General features: G+C 37.8%; 16 protein-coding genes and 1 riboswitch. All 16 genes read left to right on the forward strand.

Annotated features, from left to right (window positions below):
- Positions 1 to 17 precede the first annotated feature (17 nt).
- Positions 18 to 103: riboswitch (cyclic di-GMP riboswitch) on the forward strand.
- A gap of 211 nt (positions 104 to 314) precedes the next feature.
- The 16 genes from ACWPVE_RS12585 to ACWPVE_RS12660 all read left to right on the forward strand — a co-directional run bounded on the left by ACWPVE_RS12585 (position 315) and on the right by ACWPVE_RS12660 (position 17,265).
- Entirely contained in the window at positions 315 to 1,535 is a 1,221-nt protein-coding gene (locus ACWPVE_RS12585; protein WP_453993828.1) for an ISL3 family transposase, read from the forward strand.
- Positions 1,536 to 2,197: 662 nt separating this feature from the next.
- Complete coding sequence (locus ACWPVE_RS12590) at positions 2,198 to 3,781, forward strand: peptide chain release factor 3 (protein ID WP_453993830.1); 1,584 nt, start codon at positions 2,198 to 2,200, stop codon at positions 3,779 to 3,781.
- 114 nt (positions 3,782 to 3,895) lie between these two features.
- Positions 3,896 to 4,123, forward strand: coding sequence for a DUF2198 family protein (locus ACWPVE_RS12595; RefSeq protein WP_453993832.1), 228 nt, complete (start codon positions 3,896 to 3,898; stop codon positions 4,121 to 4,123).
- Positions 4,124 to 4,495: 372 nt separating this feature from the next.
- Positions 4,496 to 6,475: an excinuclease ABC subunit UvrB gene (gene uvrB, locus ACWPVE_RS12600; RefSeq protein ID WP_453993833.1), complete on the forward strand. Its 1,980-nt coding sequence runs from the start codon at positions 4,496 to 4,498 to the stop codon at positions 6,473 to 6,475.
- 8 nt (positions 6,476 to 6,483) lie between these two features.
- Positions 6,484 to 9,357 carry an excinuclease ABC subunit UvrA gene (gene uvrA / locus ACWPVE_RS12605; protein ID WP_453993835.1) on the forward strand — a complete coding sequence of 958 codons (2,874 nt, stop codon included), beginning with the start codon at positions 6,484 to 6,486 and terminating at the stop codon, positions 9,355 to 9,357.
- Positions 9,358 to 9,491: 134 nt separating this feature from the next.
- Positions 9,492 to 9,992 carry a hypothetical protein gene (locus ACWPVE_RS12610; protein WP_453993837.1) on the forward strand — a complete coding sequence of 167 codons (501 nt, stop codon included), beginning with the start codon at positions 9,492 to 9,494 and terminating at the stop codon, positions 9,990 to 9,992.
- A 183-nt stretch (positions 9,993 to 10,175) separates the two neighbouring features.
- A complete protein-coding gene (locus tag ACWPVE_RS12615) occupies positions 10,176 to 10,559 on the forward strand; it encodes a hypothetical protein (protein WP_453993839.1) in 384 nt (127 codons plus the stop codon).
- A 104-nt stretch (positions 10,560 to 10,663) separates the two neighbouring features.
- Complete coding sequence (locus tag ACWPVE_RS12620; protein WP_453993841.1) at positions 10,664 to 10,978, forward strand: DUF4870 domain-containing protein; 315 nt, start codon at positions 10,664 to 10,666, stop codon at positions 10,976 to 10,978.
- A 15-nt stretch (positions 10,979 to 10,993) separates the two neighbouring features.
- Complete coding sequence (locus ACWPVE_RS12625; protein WP_453993843.1) at positions 10,994 to 12,091, forward strand: DUF4097 family beta strand repeat-containing protein; 1,098 nt, start codon at positions 10,994 to 10,996, stop codon at positions 12,089 to 12,091.
- Between the two features lie 221 nt (positions 12,092 to 12,312).
- Positions 12,313 to 12,513 (forward strand): PspC domain-containing protein, encoded by a 201-nt coding sequence (locus ACWPVE_RS12630; RefSeq protein WP_453993845.1) that lies wholly within the window; start codon positions 12,313 to 12,315, stop codon positions 12,511 to 12,513.
- Positions 12,513 to 12,875: a phage holin family protein gene (locus ACWPVE_RS12635; protein WP_453993847.1), complete on the forward strand. Its 363-nt coding sequence runs from the start codon at positions 12,513 to 12,515 to the stop codon at positions 12,873 to 12,875. The genes ACWPVE_RS12630 and ACWPVE_RS12635 overlap by 1 nt, the downstream gene beginning before the upstream one ends.
- A gap of 464 nt (positions 12,876 to 13,339) precedes the next feature.
- Positions 13,340 to 14,275, forward strand: a complete 936-nt coding sequence (gene hprK / locus ACWPVE_RS12640; RefSeq protein WP_453993849.1) for an HPr(Ser) kinase/phosphatase — start codon at positions 13,340 to 13,342, stop codon at positions 14,273 to 14,275.
- A gap of 32 nt (positions 14,276 to 14,307) precedes the next feature.
- Entirely contained in the window at positions 14,308 to 15,123 is an 816-nt protein-coding gene (gene lgt / locus ACWPVE_RS12645; protein ID WP_453993851.1) for a prolipoprotein diacylglyceryl transferase, read from the forward strand.
- 22 nt (positions 15,124 to 15,145) lie between these two features.
- A complete protein-coding gene (locus tag ACWPVE_RS12650) occupies positions 15,146 to 16,093 on the forward strand; it encodes a nucleoside recognition domain-containing protein (RefSeq protein ID WP_453993853.1) in 948 nt (315 codons plus the stop codon).
- Positions 16,083 to 16,730, forward strand: coding sequence for a pyrophosphatase PpaX (ppaX, locus tag ACWPVE_RS12655; RefSeq protein ID WP_453993855.1), 648 nt, complete (start codon positions 16,083 to 16,085; stop codon positions 16,728 to 16,730). The genes ACWPVE_RS12650 and ppaX overlap by 11 nt, the downstream gene beginning before the upstream one ends.
- Positions 16,731 to 16,791: 61 nt before the next feature.
- Positions 16,792 to 17,265 carry an acyltransferase gene (locus ACWPVE_RS12660; protein ID WP_453997504.1) on the forward strand — a complete coding sequence of 158 codons (474 nt, stop codon included), beginning with the start codon at positions 16,792 to 16,794 and terminating at the stop codon, positions 17,263 to 17,265.
- Positions 17,266 to 17,360 lie beyond the last annotated feature (95 nt).

Below are 17,360 nucleotides of genomic sequence, written 5' to 3' on the forward strand. Positions count from 1 at the left end.
GTAAAGAAAAAACCAAACTATACAAAAGGCAAAATTGTTGAAAAACGATGACGCAAAGCCACGGGCCTAAGGAGAATTTCTCTATGGCGGCTGGGTTGCTATAGAATGGAAGGGTTCCTTTATTTGATGACGAAAAAATACGGGAGAGTCTAGTTTGAAAAGCTAGATTCTCCCGTTTTCTTTTATTCTCTAATTTTAGGCTCTATAATATTTGTTGGGGTTTAAACAAAATTTTGTGTGCATAAAAAAACACGCAAACTCCTCATTCTTTTATACTTGAATTGTCGAGAAACAAGTCTAAAGAATGGAGTTGCGTGTATATGGATTTTACCATGATTATTCCTGGATTAAAAGGGTCTATCCTAACCAATGTTGAAGAAGTGGGCGAAGTTATCCGCCTGTACGTTGAAATGGAGCGAAAAGTACATCGCTGCCCTAAATGTAACCAAAGGACGAGTAAAATTCATGACTATCGTATACAAAAAATTCAACACTTAAAGTGGTTTGAAAGAAAAACCCAAATCTTTTATAAGCGTAGACGATATGTCTGTGAATGTGGGAAACGTTTTTCAGAGAAAAATCCTTTTGTCATGCGTTATCTACGTACCTCAATAGAATGGAATCAAGCTATATCAATTAAAGCAATTAAAGGAAAAACATTTAAGGAAACAGCTGAAATCTACGGGTGTTCATCTTCAACCATTATACGTCGATTCGATCAAATTTCACGAAGTGAAATTCGTCCGGTGGAAGAATTACCTACAGTTATAGCTATTGATGAATACAAGGGTGATACCCGCGAAGGGAAATACCAGTTAATCATTGCGAATGGGATAACAAAAGAACCGATTGATATTCTACCAAATCGTTATAAACGTACGATAAAAGACTACTTAAGAAAGCACGGATCTAGAGTGCAAATAGTCATAATGGATATGAATCATTCCTTTAAAGCAGCCGTTCAAGAGGCATTGGGTAAACCTGTTATTGTAGCTGATAGATTTCATTTTTGTCGTTACATCTATTGGGGGCTTGATGGAGTAAGACGTCGAGTGCAAAACCAATTTCATGGCTACGACCGTAAAAAGTGTAAACGTATGAAACATGTCTTTCATAAAGACTGCCAACGCTTAACTAAGGATGAGAAATGGCATTTAAATCGTTACTTGGAGATGTCGAATGAACTCAAACAAGCATATGAAATTAAAGAGGCATATCGTTCTTGGTTTTTACGTGCCAAAGAAAACGGAAAAAACAGTATCAGTTTGGTTAAAAAGGAATTGGAAGAACTATATAAGTTAATTGAGGATTCAAAGATACCTGAAATGATTAAAGCAATAAAGACCATACAAAATTGGCAAGTTGAAGTATTAAATAGCTTTGCCTATGAATATTCAAATGGGTTTTTAGAGGGAATTAATAATTCAACCAAAGTTCTAAAGAGAAATGCTTATGGATTTAGAGTTTTTGAACGCTTTAGGGCGAAGATTTTATTAACACACAAGTATAAAAGAATTGGGGTACATATTAGTTAACCGAGTTGGTGTGATTCTCCTCTATAAAAAATGATGAATGGTACCATCCATCATTTTTTATAGAGGCCACCAAGCGTAGCGCGGTAGCCTAAAACCCCAACATTTGATTTAGAACCTAATTTTAGGCACTATCGACTCACTAACTAACTCGACTATGTTGGAAGGGAAAGGCACCTATTATTTATGATTTGTTTTAATAGGCTGTACGCAATATGCTTCTCTTAGAATTACTGATCTAACGAATCTCGATCCATAGATTGAACACCTTTCATAATTTGGAACGCAAAACCGACACATACTAGAATAATACTTACAGTCAGAAAATAGGCTAAAAACATGTAAGCTCACCTCAATGTATTATTGTTTATTCTATTTATACTTTTAGTATAGGGGGAACCTTCATGTTTGACTGTGATTTACATCACACAAGTGCATATTTTTCAGATTTTTCCTCAATTAAAATGGAATCAATTCACGTTGTAGTTCTTATTTAATTATGATATATTTTTTTAGATACAATTGCGTGTTCAAAAGGATCACGTGACAAAAACGGCACGGCTTATCTTGTCGACACTAGCACATCCTGTGCGTTGAAAGTTCGAGTCGGTGTAGTGGACTTTTGAACTTTCGATACAATTTGAGATAACGGAAGGGAAATTCACATGAACTATATAGATGAAGTTCAAAAAAGAAGAACATTTGCCATCATTTCCCACCCTGATGCAGGGAAAACGACGATGACAGAAAAATTACTTCTTTTTGGTAATGTAATACGTGAAGCGGGTACGGTAAAAGGTAAGAAATCAGGGAAATTTGCTGCTTCTGACTGGATGGAAATTGAAAAGCAGCGTGGAATCTCGGTTACATCAAGTGTCATGAGTTTCCCGTATGACAAATTCTATGTCAATATTCTTGATACACCAGGGCACGAGGATTTTAGTGAAGATACCTATCGTACATTAACAGCTGTAGATAGTGTTGTGATGATTATTGACTCTACTAAAGGAGTCGAGCCACAAACGATTAAGCTCTTTAAGGTTTGTCGCATGCGTGGGATTCCGATTTTCACGTTTATTAATAAACTTGACCGTGAAGGTAAGGATCCATTAGATCTTTTAGCGGAAATTGAAGAGGTTCTTGGAATTGAATCATATCCAATGAACTGGCCAGTTGGAATGGGCAAGCGATTTTTAGGGATTGTCGATCGTTTCAACAATCAATTTGTTCATTTTGCAGGGAATGAAGATGAAAATATTTTCCCACTACAAGAGCTTGAGGATGGTAACCATCCGACGATAACGGATAGCCCAGTTTATCATAGTACACAAGATGAACTACTCTTATTAGATGAAGCGGGCAATGATTTTAACGCGGAGCTTGTAGCTAAAGGTGAGCTAACGCCTGTATTTTTTGGTAGTGCACTCGCAAATTTTGGTGTGGAAACATTTTTTAATACATTTTTACAATTTGCTTCAGCACCAAAACCTCGTAAAACAAACCTAGGTTTAGTTCCGCCTGAAGATGAAACGTTCTCTGGATATATCTTTAAAATCCAAGCAAATATGAACACGAAACATCGTGATCGAATTGCATTTTTACGTGTTTGTTCTGGTAAATTTGAACGTGGGATGAGTGTGAATATTACTCGAACAGGGAAATCAATTAAATTGAACCAGACCCAGCAATTTATGGCTGCAAGCCGTGAAACAGTTGATGAAGCTTACCCTGGGGATATTATTGGAATCTATGACCCGAATGTCTATCAAATTGGTGATACATTAACGGTTAGTAAAGAGGATATGCATTATCAGGAACTGCCTGTATTCCCACCAGAAATGTACCGCAAAGTTCGCGTGAAGAACGTAATGAAAGCAAAGCAGTTTAGAAAAGGAATCGAGCAACTTGTACAAGAAGGTGCGATTCAATTATTTAGACAAGAATCAAATGATGATTTCATACTCGGTGCAGTTGGGCAACTTCAATATGAGGTCTTTGAACATCGATTAGAGGCGGAGTACAATGTCTCTGTGGAATTCAGCTCACTAGGAAATCGAATTCCAAGATGGATTGGGAATAAAAACGTAGACACACGTTTATTTGATTCAAGAAGTCTACTTGTTCGCGATCGTAATGACCGATATGTTGTTTTATTTGAAAATGATTTTACGTATCGATATTTCCAGGATAAAAACAAGGATATCGAGCTTATAGATTTATTTGAAAGTAATGATTATAAAGGGGTATAACTGGTAAGTTTACGGCGTTTGCAGTTGAAAGAATAGTAACCAAAGCTGTTTCAATAGCAGGTTCAGATTCAATTTGTTATATTTATCTTATAATCATTGAAAGGATCGGAACTGATGCTATTAAAAATATTGCTGGCGCTTATTCTTCCAGGCGTACTCGTCGTTTTCTTTACAAGGGTCACTTATAATTATTATGTTGGAACATTACTTGCAATTGCCCTGATTGTGGCATCTATTTACAAGGGTTATTCTGATTCAACACTTATCATAATTGCCGATGTCATTTCTCTAGGAGTCGGATTTTTATACGCAAGAAACATGGGGAAAAGACCACAAAAATAGCCTGTAACTTTAAAGTTACAGGCTATTTTTTTATTCTATAGGTTCATAGAGGGCATCACAATTGCGGATAGAGAGTTAAACATAATGATGTGAAGAGGGAAACAATCGATTCACGAATGTCGACTCCTATTTATAGGTAATATGAAGAGGAAACAATCAATTTGTAGGCTTCCATTTCTTTTTCATAAGCCTTATATAAATAAAAACAATCAATCCAACTCGTTCAATTAGTGAAATTAAATCGAATATCAGTTCGTATTTTTGTTTGTTTTGAGTCAGTTTGTGGTACAATGTTTCTATCGAGAAAAAGTCAGTGGGAGAGTACATAAAATAGTCAAGGGAAATCGTTAAAAATAGATGGGAGGATGGCAGATGAAGGATCAGTTTGAATTAGTGTCAAAGTATTCACCACAAGGTGATCAGCCACGAGCAATTAAAGAACTTGTTGAGGGCATTAAGGCGGGGAAAAAGTATCAAACGCTATTAGGGGCAACTGGGACAGGAAAAACGTTTACGATATCAAATGTGATCAAAGAAGTGAATCGACCAACATTGATCATTGCACACAATAAAACGTTAGCTGGACAGCTGTATAGTGAGTTTAAGGAATTTTTTCCGAATAATGCTGTTGAGTACTTTGTCAGTTACTATGACTACTTCCAACCTGAGGCCTATGTACCGTCCTCAGATACATATATCGAAAAAGACTCCAGTGTAAATGATGAGATAGATAAATTACGTCACTCAGCCACATCGGCATTGTTTGAACGACGAGATGTTATTATCATTGCGAGTGTATCATGCATCTATGGTTTAGGTTCGCCAGAGGAATATAGAGAACTCGTTGTATCCCTTCGTACAGGAATGGAAATTGAGCGGAATCAACTCTTACACAAACTTGTTGATGTGCAGTATGAACGAAATGACATTGATTTTCGCCGTGGAACTTTCCGAGTTAGAGGAGACGTTGTCGAAATTTTTCCAGCATCACGTGATGAGCATTGTATTCGCGTGGAGTTTTTTGGTGATGAAATTGATCGAATCCGAGAAGTTGATGCATTAACGGGTGAGATTCTTGGTGAGCGAGAGCATGTTGCTATTTTCCCAGCATCCCACTTCGTTACGCGTGAAGAAAAAATGCAAATTGCGATAAAAAATATCGAGGCTGAGCTTGAAGAACGATTAGCCGAACTTCGTGAAAATGGTCAATTGCTTCAGGCACAACGACTTGAGCAACGAACAAATTATGATCTTGAAATGATGCGGGAAATGGGCTTTTGCTCGGGGATTGAAAACTACTCAAGACATCTAACATTGCGCCCCCCAGGTTCGACACCTTATACATTATTGGATTATTTTCCTGACGACTTGTTGATTGTCGTCGATGAGTCACATGTTACGTTGCCACAAATTCGAGGGATGTTTAATGGTGACCAAGCGAGAAAACAAGTATTGGTCGATCATGGGTTCCGATTACCTTCAGCATTGGATAACCGACCACTCCGTTTTGAAGAATTCGAGAAACATATCAACCAAATCATAAATGTTTCAGCAACACCAGGTCCTTATGAAATTGAGCATACCGATGAAATGGTTGAGCAAATTATACGTCCAACAGGTTTATTAGATCCAATAATTGATGTTCGTCCAATTGAAGGTCAAATTGATGATTTATTAGGTGAAATTCAAGATCGAATTAATAAAAATGAACGTGTACTTATTACCACCTTAACGAAAAAAATGTCCGAGGATTTAACCGATTATCTAAAGGATATTGGGATTAAGGTAACGTATTTACACTCGGAGATTAAAACCCTTGAGCGGATTGAAATCATTCGTGATCTACGAATGGGTAAACATGATGTACTAGTAGGAATCAACTTACTACGTGAAGGATTGGATATTCCTGAGGTATCACTTGTTGCGATACTTGATGCAGATAAAGAAGGGTTCTTACGTTCAGAACGTTCTCTTATCCAAACAATTGGGCGTGCAGCAAGGAATGCAAATGGAAGAGTCATTATGTATGCTGATAAAATTACAAAATCAATGGAAATTGCGATTAATGAAACGAAGCGACGTCGTGAGATTCAAGAGGAATATAACAAAAAACATGGCATTACACCTCAAACGATTCAAAAAGAGATTCGCGATGTAATTCGTGCCACTCAAGCTGCTGAAGATACAGAAAGTTATGAAGCAGTACCTAAATTAACAGGATTATCGAAGAAAGAACGCGATCAAGTAATTGCTGAAATGGAAGCAGAAATGAAAGAAGCAGCAAAAGCACTTAACTTTGAACGAGCAGCTGAATTACGTGATTTAATTTTGGAGTTAAAAGCGGAAGGATGACATAAAACATGGCACTAGATAAAATAGTCGTCAAAGGCGCAAGAGCACATAATTTGAAAAATATTGATGTGACGATTCCGAGAGATAAATTAGTCGTCGTGACAGGTCTTTCAGGATCTGGAAAGTCCTCTCTTGCATTTGATACCATATACGCAGAAGGACAACGGCGTTATGTCGAGTCACTCTCTGCATATGCACGTCAATTTTTAGGACAAATGGATAAACCAGACGTTGATTCTATTGAAGGCTTATCGCCTGCGATTTCAATTGATCAAAAAACCACAAGCCGAAATCCTAGGTCAACGGTAGGAACCGTAACAGAGATTTATGATTATTTACGTTTATTATATGCCCGTGTTGGTAAACCTGTTTGTCCGAACCACGGAATCGAAATTACATCACAAACAGTAGAGCAAATGGTAGATCGAATTTTAGAATACCCAGACCGGACGAAGTTACAGGTACTCGCTCCTGTTGTTTCTGGACGGAAGGGTGCTCATGTAAAGGTTCTTGAGAATATTAAAAAACAAGGATATGTCAGAGTCCGAGTCGATGGGGAAATGCTTGAGTTGTCGGACGATATTGAGCTTGATAAAAACAAAAAACATTCTATCGAAGTTGTCATTGACCGAATCGTTTTAAAAGAGGGCGTAGCCGCAAGACTTTCAGATTCTCTTGAAGCGGCACTACGCCTTGGTGAAGGGAAAGTCATCATAGATGTGATCGGAGAAGAAGAGCTTCTGTTTAGTGAGCTTCACTCCTGTCCACTTTGTGGATTTTCAATCGGAGAACTTGAACCAAGAATGTTTTCCTTTAATAGCCCATTTGGAGCTTGTCCAGATTGCGATGGATTAGGAAGCAAGCTTGAAGTAGACCCAGATCTTGTGATTCCGAATTGGGATTTATCGCTTCGAAAACATGCAATTGCTCCATGGGAACCAACAAGCTCACAGTATTATCCTCAATTGCTTGAATCTGTTTGTAATCATTACGGAATTGATATGGATATGCCAGTAAAGGATATCCCGAAGCATTTAATGGATAAGATTCTCTATGGTAGTGATGGTGAGGAAATCTACTTCTATTATGAAAATGACTTTGGTCAAAAACGTGAGAATCATATTGTTTTTGAAGGAGTCCTTCGAAATGTAGAAAGACGTTACAAAGAAACGAGTTCCGATTACATTCGTGAACAAATGGAAAAATACATGGCTGAAAAGGCATGTCCATCTTGTAAAGGTCACCGTTTGAAAAAGGAAACGCTAGCCGTATTGATTAACGATAAACATATTTCAAACGTGACAGAATTATCCGTTATGGAGGCATTAAATTTTATTAGGAACATTAAATTGTCTGATAAAGATATGCAGATCGGGTACCTTATTTTTCAAGAAATCAAAGAACGATTAGGTTTCTTGGTCAATGTGGGACTGGATTATTTAACACTAAGTCGTGCTGCAGGAACATTATCTGGTGGTGAGGCTCAGCGGATAAGGCTTGCTACGCAGATTGGTTCTCGTTTAACAGGTGTACTCTACATATTAGACGAGCCATCCATTGGTTTGCACCAACGTGATAATGACCGACTTATTGAAACTCTGAAAAAAATGAGAGACATTGGAAATACATTGATCGTTGTTGAACATGACGAAGATACGATGATAGCGGCTGATTACTTAATTGACATTGGACCTGGGGCGGGTAGTCATGGTGGTCAAATCGTTTCGGCGGGCACACCAGAGGAGGTTATGGGAGATAATAATTCCTTAACCGGTCAATACCTTTCAGGTAAAAAGTTCATTCCTCTCCCTGTTGAAAGAAGAAAGCCAGATGGTCGTTATATAGAGATTATAGGGGGTAAGGAAAATAACCTTAAAAATGTATCGGTTAAGTTTCCGCTCGGTGTGTTCACAGCTGTAACGGGTGTCTCTGGTTCGGGAAAAAGTACATTGGTCAATGAGATATTGCAAAAATCACTTGCCCAAAAACTAAACCGAGCGAAAAGTAAGCCTGGTGAACACAAAGCCATAAAAGGTCTAGAACATTTAGAAAAAGTAATTGATATCGATCAATCTCCAATTGGTAGGACACCTCGATCGAATCCAGCTACCTATACAGGTGTGTTTGATGATATTCGTGACTTATTTGCTAATACAAATGAAGCGAAAGTAAGAGGGTATAAAAAAGGCCGCTTTAGCTTCAATGTCAAAGGTGGACGATGTGAAGCTTGTAAGGGTGATGGAATCATCAAAATTGAAATGCACTTCCTTCCAGATGTGTATGTACCTTGTGAGGTCTGCCATGGGAAACGCTATAATCGAGAGACATTAGAAGTGAAATATAAGGATAAAAACATCTCGGATATTTTGGACATGACGGTAGAAGAAGGGGTTTCCTTTTTTGAAAATCTACCAAAAATAAAACGTAAACTACAAACCCTTTTTGATGTAGGATTAGGCTATGTCAAATTAGGTCAACCTGCAACAACCTTATCAGGTGGAGAAGCACAACGTGTAAAACTTGCTTCGGAATTACACCGTCGCTCTAATGGAAAAACGTTTTATATTCTGGATGAACCAACCACAGGATTACATGCGGACGACATCTCAAGATTGTTAAAGGTTCTACAGCGACTTGTTGAAAATGGTGACACGGTCCTTGTTATTGAGCATAACCTGGATGTTATAAAATGCGCCGATTACATTATCGACTTAGGACCAGAAGGTGGAGACAAAGGTGGAACCATCTTAGGTACTGGCACACCAGAAGACATTATAAAAATTGAGTCATCCCATACAGGTCGCTACTTAAAACCAGTCCTTGAGCGTGACCGCCAACGGATGAAAGAATTAATTAAAGAAAAAGAAACGATTGCAAAATAAATAAAAATCCCGATTTGCTAAAGAAGCTGATCGGGATTTTTTTATGTGTATTTTTTCAAACTCATATATGGAGAGACAATAACTGGAAGAATGTGATATTCTTATTTACATAAATTTCATAAAAGGTGATAACATTGAAAAAAAGAGCAGAGAAAAAACTATTTAGCCTTTGGTCTGGTGAATTAGTAGCAGCCATTCTTTTTCTTATTCTATGGCTATTCAATATACCTAGATACGATTGGTCTGTCGATTATCTAACCACATTTCCACATATATTTGCATTTTGTATTCTCGAATTTATCCTATTTCAAGGAAGTTACTATTGGTACTTGAAATGGAAAAAGGTTAAACAAAGGAAGCGTTCGTCATTAACAAAGGCACAACTTGCAATCTTCCGTTTCTTAAAAATCGTAAATCTCATATTGCTTGTGATTGGTATACCTGTGATTATCTATCAAGCTACTTTTTCAAAAGGGCTATATTGGTACCTTTTCTTATATGCTTTTGCGTTGCTTGAACATATCAATTATTATCACAGTCGGCTTTCTTATATGAATTTGGAAGAAATAAAAGAATTTATTCGTCAAAAAGGCTTTCGGCGGTCAATCTTGGCGAGGGAGTTAGAGGATAAGTAACTAGGTGAGTTTCTCATCTGGTTTTTTTTCATTCTCATTCTTTTGTATATCTATCAAAGGGAAAATACCTTAAGATGATTCAGTTTTACCATTTAGATATAAACGCCAATGCTAAAATAAAATAAAGAGAATAAGATAAGTAATGGTGAAAGGGTTTCGATAAACTTTAGAAGGAGCTAAACAATGAAAATCATGATTCGAGTCATTGAAATTCTATTAGGACTTATCTTCCTAGGTGCAGGATTAAATGGATATGCTGTCTTATTAGATTTCGAGCCATTTGCTCCCACAAGTCCAGCTGCTATGGAATTTTTGGGAGATGGATACCTACTTGCAATGGAAAAAGGTGTAGAAATCATTGCAGGAATTTTATTAATGATCCGTAGGTATGTACCATTGGCGTTAGTTATGTTGGCAGGTTTAATTGTCAATATTTTAGCGTTTCATATTTTTGTCGATTTAGCTTTACTACCGTTGGCTATTTTAATAACTGTATTCGAGGCAATTTTAGTGTGGTCCTATCGAGAAAATTACAAAGGTCTTTTAGAGAAGAGTCCAAAACACTAGATTCATAGCTCCCCAGCTACTAAGCCTCCAGACGTATTTTTCAAAAATATTGAAACCAATAATGTGTAGCTACCGTATATAGAGTTATAAAGGGGAGATGTAGAGTGAATACAGATAAATTAATTGCAGCGTTGTGTTACTTTAGTATTTTCTTTGCAGGGTTTATTTTACCAGTCGTCGTGTACATCGTCGTTCAAAATCCTACAGTAAAAAAGCATGCTTTACATGCATTAGTCTCACATATAATTCCATTTGCAACCCTCATTTTTATCATCATTCCGTTTTTCTTTCTATGGTCTGTAGAGGTGTTCGCAGTTGTTATGATACTTGTGTTCATCCTATTAGGCCTTATCAATATCGGAATTGTGATTTGGAATATTGTGAAAGGTATTCAAGTTTTAGCACACGAAGAATTTTAAAGGAGGAATTAGCTCATGAAAGAGGAACAAAAACGAATTTTAAAGCTAGTTGAAGAAGGGAAACTAACGGCAGAAGAAGCGATCGTTCTAATTGAAAAGCTTCATTCTGGAGAGGTAAGCGAGACTCAGGATCCAATCCAAGAAATTAAGACAGAGCTTTCTACTCAGGTCCAGTATGAGCAATCCCAACAGAACCAAAGCTCGTATGATAGCAAAGGATCAGCGAAACACAAGTTTATGGATTTTATCGACACAGCATTGAAAAAAATCAAAGATCTAGATCTCGACTTTAATTTCGGAAATGCGGTTGAAGTGAAACATATATTCCAACACAAGGACGTATACATTACCAAGCTTGACCTAGATGTGTCAAATGGTAGTATTACAATCATTCCTTGGGAAGAGCAAGATGTTCGAGTTGAATGTGATGCAAAAGTATATAATATTGAAAACCAGGAACGTGCAAGAAAAGCATTTCTTGAGGATGTTCTTTTCTCGATTGAGAATGGTGCACTACGTCTCTCTATCCATAAAAAGCAAATGAAGGTTCATGCGAAGATTTATGTACCGCAGGAAAATTATGAAACCGTCAAAGTCCGGATGTTTAACGGACCGATATCTGGGGAAAATTTACGAGTGAAGGAATTCCGTGCGAAAACAGCAAATGGAGCCATTACAATCTCGAATTTTGAAACGGATTCTGTTGAAGTGGAGACGGCAAACGGGCATATCAAAGCAAACCAAATGACGAGCAAGGACTTTGAAGCAGAAACGATTAATGGTACTGTTACTACAACAGGTCTTTTTAAAAAAGTGGATCTTCAAAGCTTTAACGGGAATATCACGTGCGATATCCAAGGAGATACATGCCATACGGCTTATGTAAAAACAACAACAGGTAGCATTGATATGTTTATTTCGAATGACTACCAAGTTGATGGAGAATTGAAATCCAATCTTGGTAACTTCAAGTCAACGCTTCCGATGATGTCAATCATCGAAGAGAAGAATGAAGTGGTTCAAAAATCTCTTCGATTTAAAGCAAATGAAGACAAAGTGCAAAAGCTTCATCTGTTTGCTGAAACAAAAACGGGATCAATCAATATAAAGTGATTCAGTGAGAGTATTTTGTACTGAGTGTTAGTTGAAGCCCAACATAGTGGTCACAAAGACGTTGACACAGGATGTGTCACTCATAGTCTTTTTTCATTCGTTCGGGCTTTTACTGGCAGTTTGATCCCTGCAAAAAATATATTGGTTGTCCCAAAAAAACTTGTAGTGGGGGGTCTTTACTGCCAGTTAATGCGGGATTAAACCACTTTGAGGTGTTGAATATGAAAAAGAAATTATACCGCTCCACCCATAATCGAATGTTAGGTGGAGTGCTAGGTGGCTTAGCAGATTATACGGGCATTGATGCATCACTCTTACGCATTTTAGCGGTTGTGGGTTTCATTCTAGGAGTTGGTTCCCTAGGGCTCATTTATCTCGCTTGGATTTTTATCGTACCCAATGAAGGAGATATCTATAGATAATGAGATGGATTGCTAGCATAATTGTCAATAGCATCATACTAATGGTTGTTGCGGGATATGTTGATACTTTTCACTTAGAGGGCGTTGGCGCAGCGATCTTGGCAAGTGTGATCCTATCTATATTAAACGTCATTGTTAAACCGATACTCATCCTATTAACTTTGCCTGTTACAGTACTATCATTAGGTCTATTTTTATTCGTTATCAATGCCATTACATTAATGCTTACACAGTTATTGATGGGAGACTCCTTCGTGATTGAAGGTTTCGGCACTGCCATCCTAGCAGCTGTAATTATTTCGGTTCTCAATCTACTGATCCAAAAAGTAATTGTTGAACCGCTACAAGAGAAAAAGAAATAAGTGTAACACCTACCATATTGGTAGGTGTCAGACTGTTGACAAGCGCTCGCATACTTCGTTGCTAGCCTCACTCGTCCGCTCATGAAGACAACTTCTATTCGCGTCTTCGATCGGCTTCGCGCCTCGTCTGACAAGCGTTTTTAAGACAGTCGGGAAAAGTGAAGCCTACTAGTGTTTCCTATAAAAAAGGAGTGTAGACAAGTCAAGTTTGACTTTGTCTACACTCTGTAACGCCTATCATAATGATAGGTGTTTTTTATGTCTTTTATAGGAATATGTTTCACAATCTTCACCAATTTTAATGATAAAAGTTTTGGTGTTATAAAGAAAAATGCTAAAATGGAGGATGAGTTTGAAAAAAGACTATTTACAAAGAACTAGGTCCATTCAATCATGCTATACTGGACTTTTTACATGACATCATAAAAATGAAACTACATGATTCACGCCAAGGAGGAACGGATGTGTCAAAAGTTAGTACAAAGGATTTAATTGAGAAGTTTAACTTAGAGTTAGTAAGTGGAGAGGAAGGAATCAATCGTCCGATCACGACTAGTGATATTTCTAGACCTGGTATCGAACTTGCAGGATTTTTTAACTATTACCCTGCAGAGCGAATTCAGCTTTTAGGAAAAACAGAACTCTCGTTTTTTGGGAGATTAACCACGGTCGAAAAAGAAAACCGTATGGAAAAGCTCTGTACAGATATTACTCCTGCTATTATTATTTCCCGTAATATGGATGTACCACCTGAACTGATTGAAGCTTCTGAACGTGAATCTGTACCTGTGATTAAATCTCCGATGACAACCACAAGACTATCTAGTAGGATTACTAACTTTTTAGAAAGCAAGCTTGCACCGACAACTGCTGTCCACGGTGTACTTGTGGATATATATGGTGTTGGGGTTTTGATTATTGGTAAAAGTGGCGTTGGTAAAAGTGAGACTGCCCTCGAACTTGTGAAACGCGGACACCGTTTAGTAGCTGACGATTGTGTGGAAATCCGCCAAGAGGATGAAGACACGCTAATTGGAAGTGCGCCTGAACTAATTGAGCATCTTCTTGAGATTCGTGGTCTAGGTATCATCAACGTGATGACACTATTTGGAGCAGGGGCAATTAGAAACTTTAAACGAATCACGCTTGTCGTTAACCTTGAGCTTTGGGACCAAACAAAACAGTATGACCGATTGGGCCTTGAAGAAGAAAAAATGAAAATCATTGATACTGAATTAACCAAATACACAGTCCCAGTACGACCAGGGCGAAACCTAGCCGTTATTATTGAAGTAGCTGCCATGAATTACCGACTAAAACGAATGGGATTAAATGCAGCAGAGGACTTCTCAAATCGTCTCTCAACTGCGATTGAATATAAGGAGCACGATGACATATAAAAAAATAAATAGTGAAAGAGGGAGTTGAGAAAATGGACCGAAACATTCAACCATTAGACCCAACGTTTCTAGAATTCGGCGCTTTACGGATTCAATGGTATGGACTTATTATCGGATTAGGAGTCATGCTGGCTCTATATCTTGCGATAAAGGAATCTGAGCGGAGAGGCATGCATAAGGATACATTTATGGATCTCATGTTATTTGCGGTGCCGATTGCGATCATTAGTGCGAGAATCTATTATGTCATATTCAAATGGGACTATTATTCACAAAATCCTTCCAAAATCATAGCAATTTGGGAAGGTGGAATTGCTATTCATGGTGCATTAATCGGCTCTGTTGTGACAGCGATCGTGTTCGCAAGAGTTAAAGGACTATCTTTCTGGAAAATTGCCGATATCGCTGCACCTAGCATTATCCTAGGTCAAGCGATAGGGCGTTGGGGAAATTTTATGAACCAGGAAGCACATGGGGGACCGATTGCAGAAGAACATATTCAGACCTTCTATAACGTACTACCAGACTTTATCATGGATCAAATGTATATTAAAGGTGTGTACTATCATCCAACTTTCTTATACGAATCAGTTTGGAATTTAGTTGGATTTGCATTATTATTGCTGCTACGGAAGGTTAACTTACGACGTGGGGAAATGTTCCTTAGCTATGTTATTTGGTATTCAGTTGGCCGTATTTTCGTAGAAGGGTTACGGACAGATAGTTTAATGCTTGGAGATATTCGAGTAGCACAATTGATTTCAATTGTATCAATTGTTGGTGCAGTGATTGTACTTATTTATCGAAGAAAAAAAGGGTATTCAAACGAGCGATATTTAGAGAAATAAATTTCAATAGGGAGAGGAAGACTTGCTAGAAACAATCAAAAAGGGAGCTATAGTAGGTTTAAAAACTACTTGGACATTGGGGAAAGTCATTTTTCCAGTTACGCTTATTGTTACTTTGCTTCAGCATACTCCATTACTGGATTGGGTCATCAATTGGATTTCTCCGATCATGGGTTGGTTTGGTTTGTCAGGTGATGCTGCTATTCCACTTGTGTTAGGAAACTTTTTGAATCTATATGCGGGGATTGGAGCAATATTAACACTTGATTTAACTGTGAAAGAAGTGTTTATTTTAGCTGTGATGCTATCATTCTCTCATAATCTGATTATTGAATCGACCGTGGCAGCTAAGGTTGGAATCAAAATTTGGGTCATTGTCCTTGTGAGACTTGGACTAGCGTTTGTCTCGGCCATCGTAATTAATCTAGTTTGGAATGGCGGTAGTGAACTAGCAAAATATGGATTTGTATCTCCTACTTCGGAGGAACAAATTTCTGGCTGGGGTAGCATTCTATTAAATGGTGTTGAAAAAGCATCCTTGGGAATTTTCCAATTAGCAATCATCGTCATTCCACTAATGGTTGTGATTCAAATTTTAAAAGAATTAAAATGGTTAGATGTATTTTCAAGATGGATGACTCCAATCACGAAGGCGCTGGGAATGAAGGAAAATACATCGACAACCCTAGCATCAGGTATTTTATTCGGTCTGGCATTCGGTGCAGGTGTAATGATTCAGGCGGTAAAAGAAGATAATGTAAGTAAGAAGGATTTAACATTAGCGTTTATATTCCTTGTAGCTTGTCACGCAGTTGTCGAGGACACGCTGATTTTTGTCCCACTTGGGATACCAGTATTACCGCTTTTGTTAATCCGTGTTATCACAGCAACCCTTCTTACAATGGTCATTGCATTCATCTGGAAGCGTGTCGAACAAAATAACAGAAAGGAACCTATCTATGGCAATTAACACACTTTTATTTGATTTAGATGGAACATTAATTGATACGAACGAACTTATTTTACAATCATTTTTACACACATTTGAAAAATACCTACCAGATCGCAAATTCACCCGAGAGGATATATTACCATTCAATGGTCCTCCGCTAATCGAGACATTTTCTTCAATCGATCCCGAGCGAGCAGAAGAGATGATGGCTGAATACAGAAGGTTTAATCATGAAAAACATGATGAATTAGTGACTGAATTTCCTGGTGTATTTGAGACGATTCAGACACTTAAGGAAAAAGGGTTTAAAATAGGTGTAGTTACAACAAAGCTAAGAAGTACGGTCAATATGGGATTGAAACTTACGAAGCTAGATCAATTCTTTGATGTCGTAGTGACATTAGATGATGTGAAAAATCCAAAGCCAGATCCTGAACCAGTATTTCTCGCTTTACAACAACTGGATTCTACTCCTGAAGAAGCGATTATGATTGGTGACAATTATCAGGACATTGTTTCTGGTCAAAATGCAGGGACAAAGACGGCAGGTGTGGCTTGGTCTCATAAAGGTAAGGATTTCTTAATGGAATATAAGCCTGATTTTATGCTTGAAAACATGAGTGACTTATTGGACATTGTTTCAGTTAAAGGATGAGAACATTGTGAAACGACGAACCACACGTTATTTTGTTTCAGGTCCAAACTCGCTTTGGCAAATGTACAAAACTGTCTCATTTTGGAAGGTAGTCAAAAACTTTATTATTATCCAGTTAGCACGTTATACACCATTTCTATGGTTGAAAAATTGGATGTACCGAACATTTCTTAACATGAAAATTGGGGAAAAAACAGCATTTGCACTTATGGTTGTGCCAGATACGATGTTCCCTGAAAAAATAAGTGTCGGCAAGAACACTGTGATTGGCTATAATACGACTATTCTAGCTCATGAATACTTAATTACGGAATACCGACTAGGGGAAGTTAAAATCGGCAACGAGGTTATGATCGGTGCAAATTCAACGATTCTACCTGGTGTAGAAATCGGCGATGGAGCGATTGTCTCAGCTGGAACATTAGTCCACAGGGACGTTCCGGCTGGTAGCTTTGTCGGTGGGAACCCCATGCAATTGATTTATACAAAAGAACAAAGGGAACAACGAGAACAAACAGCGGAATCTGATCAATAACCGGGTTTTGCAAATATCATGAAGTTAATGCCCATCAATTATGTTGATAATTGATGGGTATTATTATAAAACTAGCTAATTGATTTTATAGAGTG

This window comes from Bacillus nitroreducens (assembly GCF_964021195.1).